Source organism: Streptomyces odontomachi, from assembly GCF_024435355.1.
GTDB lineage: Bacteria > Actinomycetota > Actinomycetes > Streptomycetales > Streptomycetaceae > Streptomyces > Streptomyces odontomachi.
The window spans coordinates 143,275-162,995 of the sequence record NZ_JAMJWG010000006.1 but is presented as its reverse complement, the minus strand read 5'-3'; the positions used below and the strand labels follow the sequence as shown (position 1 = coordinate 162,995).

At 70.3% G+C, this 19,721-nt stretch carries 14 protein-coding genes; 4 read left to right on the top strand and 10 right to left on the bottom strand.

Annotation, left to right across the window (positions count from 1 at the left end; all coding sequences use genetic code 11):
* Positions 1-114: 114 nt before the first annotated feature.
* A complete protein-coding gene (locus tag NQO67_RS15335; protein ID WP_255950521.1) occupies positions 115-1,206 on the top strand; it encodes a GTP-binding protein in 1,092 nt (363 codons plus the stop codon).
* Between the two features lie 83 nt (positions 1,207-1,289).
* Here NQO67_RS15335 and NQO67_RS15330 read toward each other — a convergent pair whose 3' ends face one another.
* From NQO67_RS15330 to NQO67_RS15315, 4 genes are all read right to left on the bottom strand, one after another.
* Positions 1,290-2,204 (bottom strand): acetamidase/formamidase family protein, encoded by a 915-nt coding sequence (locus NQO67_RS15330; RefSeq protein ID WP_255950520.1) that lies wholly within the window; start codon positions 2,202-2,204, stop codon positions 1,290-1,292.
* Entirely contained in the window at positions 2,204-2,344 is a 141-nt protein-coding gene (locus NQO67_RS15325) for a hypothetical protein (protein ID WP_255950519.1), read from the bottom strand. Before NQO67_RS15325 ends, NQO67_RS15330 begins: the two co-directional genes overlap by 1 nt.
* Positions 2,345-2,444: 100 nt before the next feature.
* Complete coding sequence (locus tag NQO67_RS15320) at positions 2,445-3,809, bottom strand: MFS transporter (protein ID WP_255950518.1); 1,365 nt, start codon at positions 3,807-3,809, stop codon at positions 2,445-2,447.
* Positions 3,810-4,020: 211 nt separating this feature from the next.
* On the bottom strand, positions 4,021-4,590 hold the full coding sequence (locus NQO67_RS15315; RefSeq protein WP_255950517.1) for an antibiotic biosynthesis monooxygenase: 570 nt from the start codon (positions 4,588-4,590) through the stop codon (positions 4,021-4,023).
* Between the two features lie 368 nt (positions 4,591-4,958).
* Between NQO67_RS15315 and NQO67_RS15310 the strand changes: the two genes are divergently transcribed.
* Positions 4,959-5,864, top strand: coding sequence for a fructosamine kinase family protein (locus tag NQO67_RS15310; RefSeq protein ID WP_255950516.1), 906 nt, complete (start codon positions 4,959-4,961; stop codon positions 5,862-5,864).
* A gap of 45 nt (positions 5,865-5,909) precedes the next feature.
* Here the strand turns inward: NQO67_RS15310 and NQO67_RS15305 are convergent, their stop codons facing one another.
* The 4 genes from NQO67_RS15305 to NQO67_RS15290 form a co-directional block, all read right to left on the bottom strand.
* Positions 5,910-7,910 (bottom strand): beta-galactosidase, encoded by a 2,001-nt coding sequence (locus NQO67_RS15305; protein WP_255950515.1) that lies wholly within the window; start codon positions 7,908-7,910, stop codon positions 5,910-5,912.
* 109 nt (positions 7,911-8,019) lie between these two features.
* Complete coding sequence (locus NQO67_RS15300) at positions 8,020-8,946, bottom strand: carbohydrate ABC transporter permease (protein ID WP_255950514.1); 927 nt, start codon at positions 8,944-8,946, stop codon at positions 8,020-8,022.
* The gene (locus NQO67_RS15295) at positions 8,943-10,088 is read right to left on the bottom strand and encodes an ABC transporter permease (protein WP_255950513.1); all 1,146 of its coding nucleotides are present in this window, start codon (positions 10,086-10,088) and stop codon (positions 8,943-8,945) included. The genes NQO67_RS15300 and NQO67_RS15295 overlap by 4 nt, the downstream gene beginning before the upstream one ends.
* Positions 10,088-11,764: an extracellular solute-binding protein gene (locus tag NQO67_RS15290; RefSeq protein WP_255950512.1), complete on the bottom strand. Its 1,677-nt coding sequence runs from the start codon at positions 11,762-11,764 to the stop codon at positions 10,088-10,090. The genes NQO67_RS15295 and NQO67_RS15290 overlap by 1 nt, the downstream gene beginning before the upstream one ends.
* A gap of 786 nt (positions 11,765-12,550) precedes the next feature.
* On the opposite strand from NQO67_RS15290, the gene NQO67_RS15285 reads away from it, so the two are divergent.
* On the top strand, positions 12,551-14,476 hold the full coding sequence (locus NQO67_RS15285) for a glycoside hydrolase family 127 protein (RefSeq protein WP_305125856.1): 1,926 nt from the start codon (positions 12,551-12,553) through the stop codon (positions 14,474-14,476).
* Positions 14,477-14,553: 77 nt separating this feature from the next.
* Here NQO67_RS15285 and NQO67_RS15280 read toward each other — a convergent pair whose 3' ends face one another.
* Together NQO67_RS15280 and NQO67_RS15275 are read right to left on the bottom strand one after the other, a co-directional pair.
* Positions 14,554-15,216 carry a peptidoglycan recognition protein family protein gene (locus tag NQO67_RS15280; RefSeq protein WP_255950510.1) on the bottom strand — a complete coding sequence of 221 codons (663 nt, stop codon included), beginning with the start codon at positions 15,214-15,216 and terminating at the stop codon, positions 14,554-14,556.
* 307 nt (positions 15,217-15,523) lie between these two features.
* The gene (locus tag NQO67_RS15275; protein ID WP_255950509.1) at positions 15,524-18,013 is read right to left on the bottom strand and encodes an MMPL family transporter; all 2,490 of its coding nucleotides are present in this window, start codon (positions 18,011-18,013) and stop codon (positions 15,524-15,526) included.
* Between the two features lie 479 nt (positions 18,014-18,492).
* On the opposite strand from NQO67_RS15275, the gene NQO67_RS44255 reads away from it, so the two are divergent.
* Positions 18,493-19,692, top strand: a complete 1,200-nt coding sequence (locus NQO67_RS44255; RefSeq protein ID WP_255950508.1) for a PP2C family protein-serine/threonine phosphatase — start codon at positions 18,493-18,495, stop codon at positions 19,690-19,692.
* Positions 19,693-19,721 lie beyond the last annotated feature (29 nt).

Sequence of the window (19,721 nt, the reverse complement as noted above, 5' to 3'; positions counted from 1 at the left end):
CGGGCCCGTAGCGTCGGAGCGCTTTGCGGGAGAAGCCCGCTCCGTGCAGGGATCCGCAGCTCGGCGGCTCCGCGCAGGCGCGTGCTTTTGGTGCGCAACGGGGAGGGACACGCGGTGATACGGTTCATCGGCCTCAGCGGGTTTCTCGGCGCCGGCAAGACCACCACGCTGCTGGCGGCAGCCCGCCACCTTCAACTGCGTGGCCGCCGGGTGGCCGTCATCACCAACGACCAGGGCACCGACCTGGTGGACACGCGCCTGGTGAAGTCCAGTGTCGACCGGGTGGGCGAGGTCACCGGCGGGTGCTTCTGCTGCCGGTTCGACGACCTCGTGGACGTCGCCCGCACCTTGGTGGACGATCAGGGCGCCGACACGATCCTCGCCGAGTCCGTCGGCAGCTGTACGGATGTGCAGGCCACCGTCGTGAATCCGCTGAAGAAGTACTACGGGGACCGGTTCGCGGTGGCCCCGCTGACCACCGTGGTCGAGCCGGACCGGTATCAGGCCCTCGCCAGCGCCCTCCCGCTGGAGGACACCGAGTCCGACCTCTCCTACCTCTTCGGGAAGCAACTGGAAGAGGCCGACGTCATCGCCCTGAACAAGTCGGACACCTTACCGGCGGGGAAGCGCGAGGAGCTGGTCGCGCGGCTCGCCCGGCGCCATCCGACGGCTCGCGTCCTGCCCTACTCGGCGGCCACCGCCGAAGGAATGGCCGACCTGGTGGACGCCTGGTGGGACGGCACCGGCTCGGGGACGGTCCTGGAGATCGACTACGACCGTTACGCCCATGCCGAGGCCGAACTGGCCTGGCTCAACCAGGGCTTCCACGCAGTCGGCGAGCCGGGCTTCGTGCCGCACCGGTGGGCCGCCACCGCCCTCCAGTACCTGTCGGAGCGTGCTGCCGCCGCGGGCTGGCTGGTCGGGCACGCCAAGGTCAGCGTGCGCTCCGGAACGGAGTTGACCAAGCTCAGCGTGGTCACTGCCGGCGCGGCCCCGGTCGCCACCGTCGCCCAGACCGAGCCCGTGCGCACCGCGGACGTCCAGTTCAACGCCCGGGTGGTGTGCGATCCGGCCGTCCTCGAACAGGCGGTGCGGGACGCCGTCCGCGCCGCGGACAGCGCGGCGGGGTGTGCCAGCACCCCGCAGTCCGCGCCGACCGCGTTCCGCCCCGGGTATCCGGTTCCGGTGCACCGCATCCGCGGGTAGCCGTCGGCCTCGTGCCCGGCGCCCGCGCCATGCTGGCACGGGGCACCGGACACCGGGCATCGGGCATCGGGCATCGAGGACGGTCAGAGGCCGGCCAGCAGGGCCCGGTCCAGATGGGCGCTGACCACCCAGTTCGGTACGTCCACCACCTCGGAGATCGCCAGGTCGCCGGCGATGCTGACGAGCAGGTAGGCGTCGACCGGATCCACTCCGGTGCGCCGTGCGACCTCGTCGACCAGGGCGCGGGTGGCCTCCTTGGCCGCGGCCATCAGGTCCGGGCCGATCCCCGTGGTGGCCAGGGCGGCACCGGTGCGGCGGGTGGCCGGGGCGGTTTCCAGTACCGGGGTGCGGGGTGCCGCGCCCCGTTCCAGGTCGACCCGCAGGGCGACGGTCGCCGAGGTCTCCACGCCGGTCCCGCAGACCTCACCGTCGCCCATCGCCGCGTGCACGTCGCCCAGCGAGAGCAGCGCACCCTCGACGCCCACCGGAAGCCTGAGCCGGGCACCAGGACCCACCTGGCGGATGTCCATGTTGCCGCCCCAGCGGCGCGGCGGCACCAGCGAGTGCTCGCCCGGCTCCGGCACGGCCACCCCGATGGTGCCGACCATCGGCAGCACCGGCACGGCGAGGCCGGGCAGCAGCTCGGCGCGGTCGCCGTCGATGGAGACGATCCGCAGGTGGGCGTCGGGGAAGTCGTCGGCGAGCAGCCCGAAGCCGGGGATGCAGGCGGTCCAGCCCCAGTCGGCGACGGACGTCTCCAGGATGTCGATCACCAGCGCGTCGCCCGGCTGCGCACCCTCGACCCGGATCGGGCCGGTCACCGGATTGACCCGGCCGAAGTCCAGGGCGGAGACGTCGACGGCCGTCGAGTCGCGGGTGAGCTGTCCGCCGCTGGACTCCAGGGTCTGCACGGTGATCGTGTCGCCGGGGGCCAGGGTGAGCACCGGGGCGATCGAACGGTCCCACACGTGGTGCACGGAGGTTGCTTGCAGATGCATCAGTTCTCCAGTTCCAGATCGGTGCCACGGCCGCTGCGGCGGTAGTACAGCAGGACGCAGGCGCCGATGACGAGCCAGGCGCCGATGACGAGCCAGGCGACGTCGCCGATCCGGGCCCGGTCGTCCACGTTCCACAGCACCCGGCTCCGAGGTGCCGCACCCGGCGGAGGGAGGCGGACGTCACCGCCTGACCGCTGACCGCTGACCGCTGACCGCTGACCGCTGACCGCTGACCGGGCGTCAGCCCCGTGCGGTGGCCGCCGGCTGCGCTTCGGCGCCGCGGTCCTCGGGTTGGGCCTCGCGGGAGGCCTCGTGCAGGGCGACATGCCGGGTCTCCGGGGCCAGCGGGACCGAGATCACTACGCCGAGGAAGACGACGGCGGCGAGGATGAGCATCGTCGGGCCGATCCCCAGACCGTCGAGCACGGACGGCAGCACGAACGTGCTCAACGCCGCACCGACGCGGCTGATCCCCGCGGCGAGCCCGGTGCCGGACGCGCGCACCTCGGTCGGGAAGATCTCCGACGGGTAGACGCTCTCCAGGTCGGCGGCGGCGGAGATGACGAACGCCACGACGAGGAAGACCGGGATGAGCACCGGGGCGGGCAGTGAGGGGTCGAGGCCGAGCACGAGCAGGGCGCTGCCGACGATGACGAACGACCAGATGACGAACGACCTGCGGCTGATCGCGTCCATCACGAACCAGCCTGCCACCGCGCCGGCCAGGAGCAGCAGGTTGAACAGGACCTCCCCGAGCGAGCCGTTCTCGATGCCGAACGCGTCCACGATCCTGGGCAGGAACGTGCCGATCCCGAAGTAGGGGAACACCTGGCAGAGCCAGAACATGCCGGCGAAGAAGGTGCGTCCACGGTAGCGCCGGGAGAACACCTCCCGGTACCGGGTGCGCTGCTCCTTCGGCGGCGCCTCCTCCAGGGCGTACTCGGGACCGAAGTAGCGGTCGACGATGCTGCGCGCCTCGTCGGCCCGGCCCTTGCTGACCAGCCAGCGCGGGGACTCCGGGGTGCCGAGCCGTAGCAGCAGGGTGAGGAGGCCGGGTATCGCGCTGCTGGCGAGCAGCCAGCGCCAGGCGTCGTCCCCGAGACGGCCGTCGAGCAGGATGCCGATGCCGTACGAGGCGACGAATCCGACCGTGAAGGTGGCGTTGAGACTGGAGAGCAGCCGCCCGCGGTAGCGCCGCGGCGCGAATTCCGTCAGCAGCGTGGGGGCGATGGCGTAGTCGGCGCCGATGGCGACGCCCAGTAAGAAGCGCAGCGCGAACAGCGCGACCGGGCCGGCCACGAAGAGTTGCAGGACGGACGCGATCACGAAGAGGACGAGGTCGCCCAGGAGCATCTTCTTCCGGCCGACCCGGTCCGTGATCGGTCCGAAGACGACTGATCCGGCGAAGATGCCGATCAGCGCCGAGGCGCCGAGCAGGCCCTCCCAGGTCGAGCCGAGCCCCATCTCCGTTTTGATCTGCGGCAGCGCAAGCCCGATGGAGCCGAGGATGTACCCGTCGCAGATGAAGCCTCCGACGGTGTAGCAACAGGCTTTGACGTGGAACGCGGTGATGGGGGAGTCGTCGAGCAGCCGTGCGGTTCCCATGCCAGGACCTCGCTGTCATCAACAGAGTTGCTCCGTCAGGGGCGGCAGGGAACGTAGCCTTTTCACGGGAAAATTGTCAACAATCTGACGATCGGACAGTACCCGATCGGATAGTGGCCGTTCTGCTACCCCTCGTCCCCTTCCTGGGCCCTTCGCCGTCGAACCGAACGAGGGCGACATCCGTGTCCGACCCGCGAGGTCCGACGCAGCCTCACTCCGCGGCCTGCTCGCCGTACAGCCAGCGCCGCAGGACGCGGCTCAGCCCCGGCATGATGGCGTAGGTGAGCAGCGGCGACAGGAACACGGGGAAGATCACGGTGGCTTCGGCGGGCTGCCAGGTCTCGAAGTACCGCGCGAACACCTCGTTGTACAACAGCGCGAACGGATAGACCGCCACCAGGGTGACCAGCGACATCTTCCAGCGGGCCGGCGGCCTCGTCACCATCCGGGGGATGTTGAACCAGGTCTCCAGACCGGTGGTGGTCAGCTGCGGATGGGCCGTCCGGCCGAAGGCACTCACCTGCTCGTACCGTGCCGCCCGTTCGGGCGAGGCCATCCACCGGTCCAGGCTGTCCGGACCGGACCAGCGCACCACCGCGTGGTAGCGGCGGCTGCCACCCTCGGGGCGCAACCAGGTGACGCCCTGGTTGCCGGGGAACGTCTCCGCGTCGGCCTGCAACCCGTGCGCCCACCGTTCGAAGGCGGCGTCCTCACCCGGCCTGACCTCCCAGGTGAAGACGGTCGTCACGGGCCTGGGCGCGCGCTGCACCTGCTCGTTCATCTCACCGTCCGGCCGCCCTGCCCGGCGCCGGCACGGCGCTGCGCAGGGTGCTGTGTCGTGTCCCCCGGGCCAGGCTAGGGCGCCCGCCCCCGGATCGGGAGCACCGCCTCGCGGTCGTGGCGCCACCGCCGCAGCGGCTCCTGGCGTTCCCGCGGCCATGCGTGCTCGCCGTCGACCCCACCCCGCGTATCCTGCTCCGCGGCTCGCCGACCGCCGCGCACGACGCTCCGCGGGTCGGTGCGTACGACGACGGCGGCCCGACAGAACGCCGGCCGACGCCGACCATCCGGAGGACGGGACGAGGTGCTGACGGTGAGCGAGGACACGGCATCCGAGACACGCGCCGCCGCGACGGCGCACCCGGGCGCATGAGCGGCTCCCCGGCGGGCCCGGGCGGCGACGACCCGGGGGCGGCCTGCGGCAGCGGCCCGGGCACCGCGGCGGCCCGGCTCACCGGGCGTCGAGTGACCGGGGAACGCCGGCTCACCGGCGCGCTCGCCGAAGTCACCCTCGCCGGCGGGCAGGTGGTCATGGTCAAGCACGACGACACGCCCGGCGCGATCCGGGCCGAGGCGGCGGGGCTGCGCTGGCTGGCCGCGGCCGGCACGGTCCCGGTGCCCGCCGTGCACGGTCACGACCGGCACCGGCTGGTGACCGACCGGGTCCCCGCCGGCCGGCCGACCGGGGCCGCCGCGGTCCGCTTCGGCCGTGCCCTGGCCGCCCTGCACGCCGCGGGCGCGCCCGCCTTCGGCGCGCCGCCACCCGGCGGTCCCGCGGACGCGTACATCGGACGCGCCCCGATGCGCAACACCCCCGGCGCCGACTGGCCGCACTGGTACGCGGCGCACCGGGTGCTGCCGTACCTGGCCCGAGCGGTCGACGACGGCACGCTGGAGCATGCCGAGGCGGCGGTGGTCGAACGTGCCATGGCGCGGCTGCCGGAGCTCGCCGGCCCCGCGGAGCCGCCCGCCCGGCTGCACGGCGATCTGTGGAACGGGAACGTGCTCTGGGGCGCCGACGGGCAGGCGTGGCTGATCGACCCGGCCGCGCACGGCGGGCACCGTGAGACCGATCTGGCCATGCTCCACCTGTTCGGCTGCCCGCACCTGGAGCGCGTGCTGGCGGGCTATCAGGAGAGGGCACCGCTGGCTGCCGGCTGGGCGGACCGCATGGGGCTGCACCAGCTCTTTCCCCTGCTGGTGCATGCGGTGCTGTTCGGCCGCGGCTACGCCGAACAGGCCCTTGCGGTGGCCCGGGCGGCCCTGGAGAGATGACCCGCCGCGCGAGGTGGGCCACGTGCGACGACGCTCCGGGCGGGCTCACACGTGCTGCGCGGCGCCGCTCCCCGTGCCCGTGCCGTGCGGAACCAGTGCGGCCACGCCGTACCTCTCCAGGCGGACGGAGTCCGTGGCGACCTCGCCGGTCAGCAGGTCGCGGTGGGTGCCGGTGGGCAGGGTGACGTCGGCCGGTCGGCGGCCGTGGTTGAGCAGGAACAGCACGGTGCCGCGGCGTACCGCCTCCACCCCGGCGGGCAGCTCGGCGACCGGGGGGCGCACACCGGCTTCGGCGGCCGCTCCGGCCAGCAGGGCGCTCAGGGCCTCCGGTTCGGGCAGCGTGGACAGATACCAGGCGCTGCCCCGGCGCAGCACGGCCGGGAGGCCGTCGAGCTCGCCGCCGCGGTACGCGGTCACCACCGTGGCGTCCTCGGCCGCGGTGAGCTCCTCCGACCACAGCGTGCCGCGGAAGCGCACGCAGTCGACGGTGTCCTCGGCTTCGAGCGGCCACCACTCGTGCACGGTGCGGATCCCGAGCAGCTCCCTCAGCCGTGCGTCCATGCCGCCGGGCCTGATGCGGTCGTCCCCGTCCACGATCCCGGTGAAGAAACCGCAGACCAGGGTGCCACCGGACCGTACATAGGACACGAGGTTGTCCAGGGCGGCGTCCGTCAGCAGGTACAGCTGCGGCACGGCGACCATCCGGTACGCCGCCAGGTCGTGCTCGGGGTGCGCGAAGTCGACGGGCAGCTTGGCCTCCCACAGGGCGCGGTGCCAGGACCGCAGCACGTCCTCGTGGCGGACCAGGGACGAGGGCCGGCCGTCCTGGCCACTCGCCCACCAGGAGTGCCAGTCGTGCAGGACGGCGATGTCCGCCGAGGTGTGCGTGCCCGGCACGGTGCCGCCCAGGGCGGGCAGCTCGCGGCCGATCCGCTTGATCTCCTGGAAGGTGCGGCCCTCCTCACCCGCGTGGCCCACCATCCCCGAATGGAACTTCTCCGCGCCCTGCCGGGACTGCCGCCACTGGAAGTAGCAGACACCGTCGGCGCCGTGCGCCACGGCCTGGAAGGTCCACAACCGGCCCAGACCCGGGGGCTTGGGATGGTTGACGCCGCGGAAGTTCACCGGGCCGGCCGCCTGCTCCATCAGCAGCCACGGGCCGCCGGCCTGGCCGCGCGTCAGATCGGCGATCATCGCGTTGTACTGGCCGCCGAGCGGATCGCGCGGGTCCGGATAGCTGTCCACCGAGACGACGTCCTCCTGCGCCGACCACGCCCAGGCGTCCTGGCCGATCCACAGCGGCATGAAGTTCGTCGTGACCGGGATGACGCCGGGCGTGTGGCGGCGGACCAGGTCGCGTTCGGCGAGGTAGCACTCCATGAGCGCGTCCGAGGTGAAGCGGCGGAAGTCGAGCAACTGCGTGGGGTTCTTCAGGTACTGGGCGCGGCGCGGCGGGATCACCTCGTCCCAGCAGTCCACGCGCTGGCTCCAGAAGGCCGTGCCCCAGGCCTCGTTGAGGGCGTCGAGACAGCCGTAGCGTTCCCTGAGCCAGACCCGGAAGGCGCGCGCCGCCTCGTCGCCGTAGTCGAAGGTGCAGTACTCGTTGTTGATGTGCCACATGCGCAGGGCCGGGTGGTGGCCGTAGCGCACGGCGAGGTCCTCGGTGATCGCCGCCGCGTAGCGCCGGTAGACCAGGCTGGAGTGGGAGAACTGCTGGCGGGCGCCCCACCACACGATCTGCCCGTGCTCGTCACGGGGCAGCGTCTCCGGGTGCAGCCGGCCCAGCCACGGCGGCGGGGACGCGGTCGGGGTGGCGAGGACGACGCCGATGCCGTGCTCGTGCATCAGGTCCATCAGGCGGTCGAGCCAGCCGAAGTCACGGGCGCCCGGGCGCGGTTCGAGCTTCGCCCAGGAGAACACGCCGAGGGTGACGGAGTTGACCCCGGCGGCCTTCATGAGGCGGACGTCGTCCGCCCACACCTCCTCGGGCCACTGCTCGGGGTTGTAGTCGCCGCCGAAGAGGATGCGGCCGTCGGGGGTGATCACGAAGGTGGCTTCCTTGGGATTTGGGGGCCAACGGTGGCGGGGAAGCGGGTCGGGCGGCGGGCGTGGGCCGGGCACACGGGCCCGTGCCCGCCGCCCGGCCGGTCCCGGTTCACCCCTTCACGGCGCCCGTGAGCATGCCCTTCTTGAAGTGCTTCTGCACGAGGGGCGAGGCGATCCCCACCGGGATCAGGGCGAGGACCATCACGGCCATCTGTAGTCCGAGGGAGGAGAGCTGGCCGGAACGCACCGCCTGCTGGAGTCCGGTCGGCGCCTCGGTGTTCTTCTGGACCAGCTGGATGAGCACGTTCTGCAACGGCAGCATCTGCTGGTCGGTGAGGTAGATGGAGGCGTTGAACCATGCGCTCCAGTACCCCACCGCGTAGAACAACGAGATGACGGCGAGCACCGCGCGCGACAGCGGCATGACGATCGTCAGCAGGATGCGCAGATCGCCGGCGCCGTCGATGCGGGCCGACTCGGTGAGTTCCGGCGAGATCCCCATGAAGAAGGACCGCAGCACCAGGATGTTGAAGACGCTCACCGCGCTCGGCAGGATCAGCGACAGATAGGTGTCGGTGAGCCCGAGCGACTGCACCAGCAGGTAGGTCGGGATCAGGCCGGCACCGAAGAACATGGTCGCCATCAGCGCCATCAGCAGGAACCGATGGCCCAGACTGCCCGTCCGGGACAGCCCGTAGGCCGCCAGGACCGACACCACCATGGAGAACAGCGTGCCGAAGAAGGTGACCCCCAGCGAGACCAGGATCGCCCGGCTGACCTGGCCGCCGCTGAGCAGTTCGGTGTAGTTGACGAAGGTGATGCCCTGCGGGATCACCACGAGCCCGCCGACCCGGTCGATCACCGGCTTGGGGGAGAGGCTGGTGACGATCACGATCCACAGGGGAGCCAGCACGCCGAGGCAGCACAGCAGGAGGAAGCCACCCTTGGTGGTCAGCCCGGTCCTGCTCGGCGGCTCCTCCCACACGGGGCGCGCCGGGGCCTTGAGGCTCCGGATGAGCTGCGTGTTGAGACTCACTTCTGGTACACCCCCTGCTCGCCGAGCAGGTGCGCGAACTTGTTCGCGCCCAGCACGAGACAGACTCCGATGACTCCCTTGACCAGGCCGACCGCTGCCGCGTAGCTGAAGTCGCCGTGCTGGATGCCGACGTTCCACACATAGGTGTCGAGGACCTCGCTGGCGCCCGCGCCGACCGCGTTGCGCTGCAACAGGAACTGCTCGAAGCCGACGCTGAGCGCGTCACCCACCCGCAGCACCAGCAGCAGCGCGATCACCGGGCGCAGCGCGGGCAGCGTCACATGCCACATGCGGCGCCACCGGCCCGCGCCGTCCATGGCGGCCGCCTCGTACAGATCGGTGCTGACGGAGGCGAGCGCGGCGAGGAAGACGATGATCCCCCAGCCCGCGTCCTTCCACACCGCCTGCGCGGTGACCAGGTACTTGAACAGCCCGGCGTTCGTCATCAGGTCGAAGCCCTGCACTCCGTGGTCCTGGAGGACCTGGGCGATGATGCCGGCGCCGCCGAAGATCTGCTGGAAGACGGTGACGACCAGTACCCAGGAGAAGAAGTGCGGCAGGTACATGACGGCCTGGGCGACGGCACGGACCCGGGGGCGCACCACGCTGTTGATGAGCAGCGCGAGGGCGACCGGGACCGGGAAGAACAGCACCAGTTGCAGCACGAACAGCACGACGGTGTTCTTCGCCGCGCTCCAGAACAACGGGTCGTCGAACATTCGGGAGAACTGCTCGACGCCCACCCAGGGGCTGTGGAAGATCGCCGTGATGCCGTTGCTGGAGATGTACGGGTCGTAGTCCTGGAACGCGACCACGTTGCCCAGCAGCGGGATGTAGTTGAAGAGGAGGAGCAGCGCGAGGGCGGGCAGCGTCATGAGGATGAGCGCACGGTCCCGGCGCAGCCGGACCCGCCAGGGGATCCTGCCGGAACGCCGCTTGGCGCCGGCACGCGCCGCGGTCCGCCCCGCGGCGCCGGCGCCGGCGGCCGCCCCGTCCGCCACCGTGCCGGCGGCCACGCCGTCCGCCAGGACGTCGGCGGGCGGCGTGGCTCGCTCAGTGCCGCCGTCCGCGGGGAGCGGAGCGCCGGCCCGGCCCGGCGGCGTCTCCTCCCCCTCGGAGGGGCGGCCCGTTGCGAGGGACATCAGTTGCCGCTGCCGTTCTCGTCGAGGAGCTTCTTGTACCAGTCGCGCAGCTTCTCGCCGCCGGACGACTTCCACGTGGCGATGGCGTCCTGGATGTCGGACATCTTCTTGTTGCCGCGCACGTAGTCCTTCTCCAGCTGCTCGAACTGGCTGGAGAGGTTGGCGTACCGGGACGGCTCGACGATGTTCATGCCGTACGTGGACGGCTTCTTGGCGAAGGCGCCCATCCGCTGCTCCCACTCCGCCTGCTTCCTGGCGACTTCGGGGAAGTCCGGGTGCGCGACATAGGGCGCGGGCGCGGCCAGCATCACCCAGGCGTTGACCACCTCGGAGTTGCCCCGGTCGTTCTTGACCGGAACGCCCTTCTTCACCGTGTAGTGGGTGCCCTCGACGCCGTAGTCGACCAGCATCCGCTCCTTGGTGCCGTAGGGGGCGGCGGCGAAGTTCGCGGCGGCCAGCGCGTTCTCGACGACCGCCTTGGAGGCGCCCTTGCGGATGCACGACCAGATGGTGGCGGGCTGGCCGGCCCAGAGGGTGGGGTCGCCGCCGTCGGCACCGAAGATGTCCATGCCGTCGATGACGAAGTCGGGGTTGGACTGGGCCTGCTCCGCGGTCCTGACGTACCAGTGCGAGAAGTCGTTGTTGTAGACCAGGACCTGACCGGCGGTGAACCGGTTCTCAGGCTGGCCGGACTGGGCCTTGGCGTCGGGGTGCACCACGCCGGCCGCGTACAGCTTGCGGGACCATTCCAGCGCCTCGAGGTACTCGGGCCGCTCGATGCGGTAGGTCAGCTTGCCGTCCGCCAGGTTCCAGCCGAGCGTGCCGGAGGGCCGAACGCCGTAGACGTTGAAGGCCGTCCAGGTCATGTCGTCGCAGGCGTACACCTTGGCCTTGGCGTTGGTCGCCTCCTTGGCCCAGGACAGGAACTCGTCCGCCGACGTGGGGACCTCGTACCCCTTCTTGTCGAAGATGTCCTTGCGGTAGAACGGCACGATGAAGGTGGAGCTGGCCGAGGGCATCGGGATGCCGCGCAGCGCACCGCCGAAGATGCTCATCCGCCAGGAGTCGGACGGGATCGCGGCCAGGTTGGGGTACTTCTTGACCTTGTCGCCGGCCAGGTACGGGCCCAGGTCCATGAACTTCGCGGTGACCGCGTTCGAGATCTTGCCGACCAGCTCCCAGCCGGGCACCACCACCATGTCCGGTATGGAGCTGGAGGCCAGGATGGCGCCGAGCTTCTCGCCGTAGGTGTTGCCGTCCTGGTTCTGCCAGGTGACCTTGGTGCCGGCGGCCGCGTCCACCGCCTTGTAGTAGGCGCAGTCCGGCTTCGGCGCGGTGCCCCACAACGGCGACATGATCTTGATGGGTTCCCCGGTACCGAGCTTCTTCGGGACCGACGTGGTCAGCGCCGCGAGATCGACCTTGCCCGTGTACCCGGCCACCGAACCGTTCTTGGAGGGGACGTCGGGGTTCACCCCGTGCTGCGCGACGAACGTCGGGACGAGCTTGTCGGCGTCCTTCGCGGAGGTGGTGCCCTCCTTGCCGCCGTCGGCCGAGCCCCCGCACGAGGTGAGCAGCGGCAGCCCGCCCACTACCGCGGCGGCGGTCGCGGCGGTGGAGGCGAGGAACCTTCGCCGGCCGAGGCCGCCTGGGGACGAGGTCGAGTTCGGCGTCATGTGCGGCAACCCTTCGTGCAATGCGCTGGGCGGGAACGGGACTTGGACGAGCAGGAACCACTGTCGAACCGATTGTCGAAGCGCTTCAATCAGGTCAGACAGGGCAGAGGGTATGGGAGCGCTTCCATAGCGACAAGGCTCGTGGCGAGATTTCTCGGCGGGTGAGTGCCGAGTGGCTGGGCGGGAGTCGGGTGCCCTCGGATCCGCCGGACGGTGTTCCGAACGGTACCGCTGGTGGCGGCGCTGGGTCGGTTGGGGTGCCGGCCGCGCGGTGTCATGGTCGAAGCGCTTCACTGGATTCGAAACCGCCAACTGCGCCGTCGGGCGACCCGAAGTTGTCGTGTCCATTAACAGGGGGCCGGGGCTTCGGCTACCGTGAGGGCACGCACCGTATATCGCACATCGTTCGGTATCTCGAACGATGGGGTCGGATGGACCCACGCGCATCGAGCACATGCACATCGGGCCCATCGCGTGCTTCGGGCCCTGTCGTGCGCCGCGTACCCGGAAGGTCGTCCTGGGCGCCCGACGGCATGCCACGCCCAGCGCACCACGTTCCGGGCGCTCGGAGCACATCAAGCGCACGGAGAGCATCAAGCGCACACGGAGCGCGTCGAGCGCACGAAGCGCAGCAGACCCGCAGCACGCGACGAGCGCACCCAGCACGTCCCACGCACGGAACACACCGACCCTACGGGGCGCATCGAACGCACCGAAGCCCCCCGCACCTCAGGAGAGGCGGGCCGTCCTGGCCCCCGGGGGCTCACGGCACACGGAAGGTTCGACATGAGTGGATCACTGCACAGACGGCACTTCCTGGCGGCGGCGGGCGGCACCGCGGCATTGCTCGCAACAGGCGCCACCCGCGCCACAGCGGCACCCGGGACACACGGGACGGCACATTCCGGCACGGCGCGCGCCGGCGCGGCCGGCAGCGGTGGGACACCGCGGGCGGCGTCCACCGTGCAGCCCTTCCCCCTCACCGCGGTCACCCTGCTGTCCAGCGCCTTCAAGGACAACCAGGCGCGCAACTCGGCCTACCTGCGATACGTCGACATCGACCGGCTGCTGTACACCTTCCGCCGCAACGTGGGTGTGTCCAGCTCGGCCCAGCCGTGCGGTGGATGGGAGTCGCCGGACACGGAACTGCGCGGCCACAGCACCGGGCATCTGATGTCCGGGCTCGCCCTGGCGTACGCCAACACGGGGGACGGTGCGCTCCAGGCCAAGGGCGACCAACTGGTCGCCGCGCTCGCCGACTGCCAGGCGCGCTCCCCGCAGGCCGGATTCGGCAAGGGCTACCTCTCGGCGTACCCGGAGAACTTCTTCGACCGGCTCGAGGCCGGATCCGGGGTCTGGGCGCCGTACTACACCATCCACAAGATCATGGCCGGCCTCGTCGAGCAGTACCGCTCGGCCGGCAACGACCAAGCCCTGGACGTGGTGTTGAACCAGGCCGCCTGGGTGGACACGCGCACCGCGAACCTGTCCTACGCGACGATGCAGAACGTGTTGCAGACGGAGTTCGGCGGCATGGCCGACGTACTGGCCGACCTGCACTCCCTCACCGGGGACAGCCGGTGGCTCGACGTGTCGGAGCGCTTCCGCCACGCCGTCGTCTTCGACCCGCTGGCCAGGAACGAGGACCGGCTCAACGGGCTGCACGCCAACACCCAGATCCCCAAGATGGTCGGCGCGATCCGGCAGTGGGAGGAGGGTCTGGACGACAGCTACCGCACGATCGGCAGCAACTTCTGGCAGATCGTCACCGACCACCACACCTACGTGATCGGCGGCAACAGCAACGGCGAGGTCTTCCACGCGCCGGACGCCATCGCCTCCCAGCTGTCCAACGGCACCTGCGAGAACTGCAACAGCTACAACATGCTCAAGCTCACCCGGCTGCTGCACTTCCACGACCCGTCCCGCACCGACCTGCTCGACTACTACGAGCGCACCCTGTTCAACCAGATGCTCGGCGAGCAGGACCCGAACTCCTCGCACGGCTTCAACATCTACTACACCGGCCTCATCCCCGGCGCGTTCAAGCAGCAGCCCTCCTTCATGGGCTCGGACGCGAACCAGTACTCCACCGACTACGACAACTTCTCCTGCGACCACGGCTCGGGCATGGAGACCCAGGCGAAGTTCGCCGACACCATCTACACCCACGACGCCCAGAGCCTGCTGGTGAACCTGTTCATCCCCTCGGAGGTGCACTGGCAGGAACAGGGCATCACCTGGCGGCAGACCAACGGGTTCCCCGACGAGGCCGGCACCACCCTCACGGTCACCGCGGGCGGCGCCGCACACCAGCTTTCGGTGCGCATCCCCGGATGGGCGAAGGGCGCGCGGGCCACGCTCAACGGCCAGCAGCTCCCGGACACCCCGGCCGCCGGTAGCTGGCTGACCCTGGACCGCACCTGGCAGACCGGCGACACCGTGCAGGTCTCCCTGCCGATGCAGACGACGATCGAGTCCACGCCGGACGCCTCCAACGTGGCGGCGGTGCTGTACGGGCCCGTGGTGCTGGCCGGCGCCTACGGGAGCTCCGGCTCCTCGCGGATGCCCGCCCTCACCACCGGCTCGGTGCGCAAGACGGCCGACGCGCCGATGTCGTTCACGGCGACCGCCGACGGCAACGGCATGACCCTCGCGCCCATCGCCCGCACGCACCACCAGCACTACAACGTCTACTGGTCGATCGACTGACCCGGGACCGCCGGGGCCCCGGCACGCCCGCCACGGGCGGCCGGGGCCCCGGCACCGTGCCTACGGGCGCAGCCCTGCTACATCGCGGCGGCGACGTCGCTGCGCAGCTGCGGCAGCATCGCGTAGAAGGTGTCACCCGGGCACTCGGTGTCGTTGAAGTCCCGGTGCCCGTAGATCTCGTTCGGGTTGAGCCCGTACTGGGTGCAGATGTACGCGCACATGCCGACCAGGCTCGTGTAGAGGACCTGCGGCGGGGCCTCGGTGATGTAGGTGCCGTTGTTCTCTATGCCGATGCCCTGGCTGTTCTGGCCGACGGTGTGGGCGCCCACGACCATGTCGCTGCCCGCGCGGAGGCGTTCCAGGCTGCGGTGGCGGCCCTCCATGATGTAGCCGGTGCGGCTGATGGTGAAGTGCTGGCCGGAGTCGATCCAGCCGTTCGTGTCCATGTGCAGGTCCTGGATCTCCTTGGCTATGGCGAAGGAGCCGGACTGGCCGGTGTCCGGAGTGTTGTCGAACGCGGTGTGGTGCACCACGATCTTGTTGGGGTCGTTGCCGGCCAGGCTGACTGCTGAGGACGGTGGCCGGGCGTTCCACGCCGTGGTGTCGTAGATGGTGGGGGCGGCTTGGACGGCCCGTGCCGGAGTGGAACCGAGGATCACGGCTCCGGTTCCGAGGCTGAGCGCGGCGGCCGAGGTGAGGAATCTGCGACGGCCCATTCCGGAGTGCTCGAAGAACGACATGCGTGCTCCCGCAGGGTGGGGGGTGGGGAGGACAACTTCTGTCTGTGGGACTGAAATTGAAACTTACTGCCAATCAATCATCTTCGAACAGGGGTCAGATGAAAGTTTGTGCCAATCCTTGTCGCTCCGTTGCCGCTTTCCGATCGCGGGGGAGATGGCCGGGCGCGCGCGACGGCCCCGACGAACGACGAGAGGCGGGCGATCCACTCGGGATCGCCCGCCTCGGCCGTGGTCACCCTTCCGTGCCGCGGGTGGCCGGTCGTCCTGCACAGCGCGCCCTGCTCCGGCGCGCCCCACTCGTGTACTGCTAGCCCTGCGGGCCCCACCCTTGCGGGTTGTGCCCCTGCGGGTTGCCCTGGGCGTCATACCCCTGGGGGTTGCCCTGCGGGTTGTAGCCCGGCTGGGCGTTCTGCTGGGGGTACCCCTGGGGGTTCTGCTGGGGGTTCTGGGGGTAGCCCTGCTGGCCGTACTGCTGTTGCGGGTGACCCTGCTGGGGGTGTCCCTGTTGTTGCGGGTAGCCCTGCTGGCCGTGTCCCTGCTGCGGGTAGCCCTGCTGGTACTGCTGCTGGGGGTAGCCCTGCTGGTTGTAACCCTGCTGCGGGTAGCCCTGGGCCTCCTGGGCGTAGCCGGCCTGGCCGTTGCCGGGGACGAGCGCGGGCTCGTAGGGGCCGGTGGGTGCGGCGGGCGCCGTGACCGGTCCCGTCTCCCTGGCCCTGTCCCCGTGCCCCGGCCACCATGCCGCATGGCCGATCAGCGCGGTGAGGCTCGGCGTGAAGAACATCGACATCACGAAGGCGGCGATCGCGATGCCGAAGGAGACCGCGAAGCCCATCTCCGAGAGCAGCGAGTTGCCGGCCAGCAGCATCGTGGCGAACGTCGCCGCCAGGATGAATCCGGCCGCTGCCACGGTCGGCCCGGCGTGCCGCAGCGCCATTCCGGCGGCGGCGCGCGGGTCCAGGCCCTCGCGTGCCTCCTCGCGGAGTCGGGCGATCATGAGGATGTTGTAGTCGGTGCCGATCGCGACCACGAACAAGTACATGATCACCGGGAGCATGAACATCAGCCCCGAGTGGCCCTGGATCTTCTGGAAGACCAGCACGGTGGCGCCGAGGGTGGCGCCGAATCCGAGGCCGACCGAGGCGATCAGGTACCAGGGCGCGACGATGCTGCGGAGCAGCAGGCCCAGGATGAGCATGATCAGTACCGCGGCGACGGGGAAGACGGTCTTGTAGTCGTGGTTGACCGCGGTGTCGACGTCCTTGTAGATCGAGGACATGCCGCCGACCAGGGCCTTTGTCCCGGGCGGGGCGTCGGAGTGCGCGACGTCGCGCACCTCGCTCACCACGTCGAGCGCCTTGTCGGTGGCGGCACCGTACTTGAGGGTGAGGGTGAAGTCCGCGGTGGCGCCGTCCTTGCTGTACCGCGGCGGGAGGGCGTCGGCGACACCGTCCACCGCGCCGAGCTGCTTCGCGTAGGCGCCCAGCGCGTTCTTGTCGAGCGGCTTGCCGTTGGTGCTGGTCAGGTAGACGTCGGTGGGTGATGCGGCGCCGGCGGAGTACGCCTTCTCCATCTGGTTCTGGACGACCATCGACTCCTTGGTGTCGGGCATGGAGCCCGAGGCGAGGTCGAAGGTGGCCTTGTACTCGGTGACGCCGAACGCCAGCGCCGCCAGGATGGCTCCCGAGATGATGGTGGTGAGCGCCGGGCGACGCTGCACGCCACGGCCGAGCGCTGCGAAACGGGCGTTCTCCGGCTCGCGCTGCCAGCTCTTGGACGGCCAGAAGATCTTCGGGCCGATCAGCGAGACCACGGCCGGAATCAGCGTCAGGCCGGCGATCAGGGTGGCGGCCACCGCGATGGCCAGCGCCGGGCCCATCTGCTTGAGGAAGCCGAGGGTGGACAGGATCAGTGCGAGGAAGGCGATGATGACCGCACCGGCGGCCGACGCGATGGCCTCACCGACCCGGGCGACCGCTTCCACCATGGCCTGCTTGGGTTCGTCACCGGCGCGCAACCGCTCGCGGTAGCGGAACATGAGGAAGAGGAAGTAGTCGGTGCCCACGCCGAACAGGACCACGATCAGTATCGAGGACACCGAGCTGTTGGCCTCGAGGTCGAACAGCTTGGTGGCGTAGGCGATCAGCCCGTTGGCGATCGCGGACACCACGCCGATCAGGATCAGGGGCAGCACGGCCAGGAGCGGCGCTCGGAAGATGATCAGCAGCGTGATCAGGATGATGCCGAAGGTGCCGATGCCGATCAGCGCCTGACCACGCTTGGAGGAGTCCTCCTGGTCCAACGCCTGGGCCGCGGCGCCACCGAGCTTGACGTCCAGGTCGGTGCCCTTGGCCAGGTCCTTCAGATCCTCGCGGAGGGTTTTCGCCGCCTCGTTCTGCTCGGGCTGACCGGCCTTCTTGTTGTCCATCTGGACCAGAGTGGTGTCGTACTTGCCGTCCTTGGACGGCTGGCCGGGGATGACCTTCTGCACCTGGTCGATGTGCTTCTTGCCCAGCTCGGAAGTGATACGGGCGATGTCGCTGAGGTCGGTCTTGGTCAGCTTGCCGCCGTCGGTGCGCTGGTACAACGCGATTGCGGCCGGGGTGAAGGCGCCCGGGAACGCCTTCGACTGGACGCCGGCTGCCTGGATGGACTCGTAACTCTTGGGGAGGAAGCTGCTCTGGTCACTGCTCGACGGCAGGGTCGGAGCCGTGGCGACGATCGCGACCGCCGCGATCACCCAGGCCACGATCGTCCAGATCGGATGCCGGACGACAGCGCTTCCCATGCGCTGGAACATTTCGGATTTTCCTCCAAGGCAGGAGGATCACCGCCGCCCTGGGGAGAGAAGGCCCGGCATCGGTGACCCAGACCGGAATCGCCACCGGTCGATGTGGTTGTGTGCGGCTGCGTATAGTAACTTACCTGCCGTCCGGCAAGACCGGCCGGCTCCCCCTCTGCACGCCGCGGTGCGGCGCGTTGCCTCCTGCATACTCCATTTTTCCGGGGGACGACCCCCGGACCCCCAGCCGGAAAAGCAGACCAGTCGGGGTGGCCGACGCGGACATCACGCGGCGAGCCTGAGCACATCGTTGTGGCGCCGCTCTGTTGTCCTGCGCCCCCTGCATACCGGGCCCCGCGCCCCCTCCCGCACCGCGCGCACCCCTCGCAGTTCCCAGTCACTCAAGGTAACCCCGGCATCTCCTGCGCCCACCCGCGGCCCGTTGCACACTGGAATCAACCGATTCACGCTGGACGCGCAACATGGGACGTGCTGAGGTGAGTGAACGGGACGGCGGTGTCCAGAGGATGCTGACGGGGCTGCTGGACGTCGTCGGCGTCACGGCACTGGACGATCTGGCGGACACGGTGGCCGAGCACGCCAAGAACGCGGGCTTCGCCGAGGTCCGCCTGTACGTCGGCGATGTGGAGCGCCGGGGGCTGCATCTGCTGCCGGGCGGCTCCACCCCCGCTTCCGTCCCGGAGGTCCTGCCGATCGAGGGCACCCTTCCCGGCCGGGCGTACCAGAGCGGCAACGTGCTGCCCGACTACGCGCCGTCGCCGCTCGGGTTCGGCTACTGGGTGCCGATGTTCGACGGTCTCGACCGAGTCGGACTGATGCGGATGACCAGCACGGAAAGCGGAGCCGGGGCCCGCGAGGACGCCCGGCACCTGGCCGCGCTGGTGGCCCTGGCCATCGTCAGCAAGCGCGGCCACAGCGACGGCTACGCCCGGGCGAACCGCACCAGCCCCATGAACGTCGCCGCCGAGGCGCAGTGGCAGCTGATGCCGCCGCGCACCTACCGGGACTCCCGTGTGGTCATCGCCGCGACGCTGGAGCCCTCGTACCAGATCAGCGGTGACGCCTACGACTACGCGATCGACGGCGCCCTGGTCCATCTGTCGATCTTCGACGCCATGGGGCATGACACCGCCGCCGGCCAGGTCGCCGCCCTGGCCCTGGCGGCCGCACGCAGTGCCCGGCACCGCGGGGCCGGGATCGCCGAGGCCGGCCTCGCGATCGACCGGGAACTGGTCGGCCAGTTCGACGGCGAGCGCTTCGCCACCGCGGCGCTGGCCTCGCTCGACACCCGCTCCGGGGTGCTCAGCTGGGCCAACTTCGGGCACCACCCGGTGCTGTTGCTGCGCGGCGGAGAGGGGATCCGGCTGCCGTGCCGGCCCGCCTTCCCGCTGGGCATCGGCCTGGGCGCCCCGGCGGCGACCGTCTGCCACGCCCGGCTCGAACCGGGTGACCGGGTCGCCCTCTACACGGACGGCATCATCGAGGCACGTCGCCCGGACGCCTGCCAGTACGGCCTGGCCCGCCTGATCGACTCGCTCGCCCAGCACCATGCCTACGGTGTGTCCGTCCCGGAGACCGTGCGCCGCTTCGTCCACTCCTTCGTCGACCACCACGACGGATTCCTGGAGGACGACGCCACGGTGCTGCTGTGCGAGTGGCCGGGGCCGCACGCCTGACGGTCGGGGGCTCAGGTGGGCCCGTTGCT

Excerpts from the sequence above, each read along its gene's own strand:
- NQO67_RS15280 (WP_255950510.1), bottom strand. The coding sequence starts at position 15,216 with ATGTCGTTCTTCGAGCACTCCGGAATGGGCCGTCGCAGATTCCTCACC.
- NQO67_RS15310 (WP_255950516.1), top strand. The coding sequence starts at position 4,959 with ATGAGCGGCTCCCCGGCGGGCCCGGGCGGCGACGACCCGGGGGCGGCC.
- NQO67_RS15290 (WP_255950512.1), bottom strand. The coding sequence starts at position 11,764 with ATGACGCCGAACTCGACCTCGTCCCCAGGCGGCCTCGGCCGGCGAAGG.
- NQO67_RS15295 (WP_255950513.1), bottom strand. The coding sequence starts at position 10,088 with ATGTCCCTCGCAACGGGCCGCCCCTCCGAGGGGGAGGAGACGCCGCCG.
- NQO67_RS15315 (WP_255950517.1), bottom strand. The coding sequence starts at position 4,590 with ATGAACGAGCAGGTGCAGCGCGCGCCCAGGCCCGTGACGACCGTCTTC.
- NQO67_RS15320 (WP_255950518.1), bottom strand. The coding sequence starts at position 3,809 with ATGGGAACCGCACGGCTGCTCGACGACTCCCCCATCACCGCGTTCCAC.
- NQO67_RS15285 (WP_305125856.1), top strand. The coding sequence starts at position 12,551 with ATGAGTGGATCACTGCACAGACGGCACTTCCTGGCGGCGGCGGGCGGC.
- NQO67_RS15330 (WP_255950520.1), bottom strand. The coding sequence starts at position 2,204 with ATGCATCTGCAAGCAACCTCCGTGCACCACGTGTGGGACCGTTCGATC.
- NQO67_RS15275 (WP_255950509.1), bottom strand. The coding sequence starts at position 18,013 with ATGTTCCAGCGCATGGGAAGCGCTGTCGTCCGGCATCCGATCTGGACG.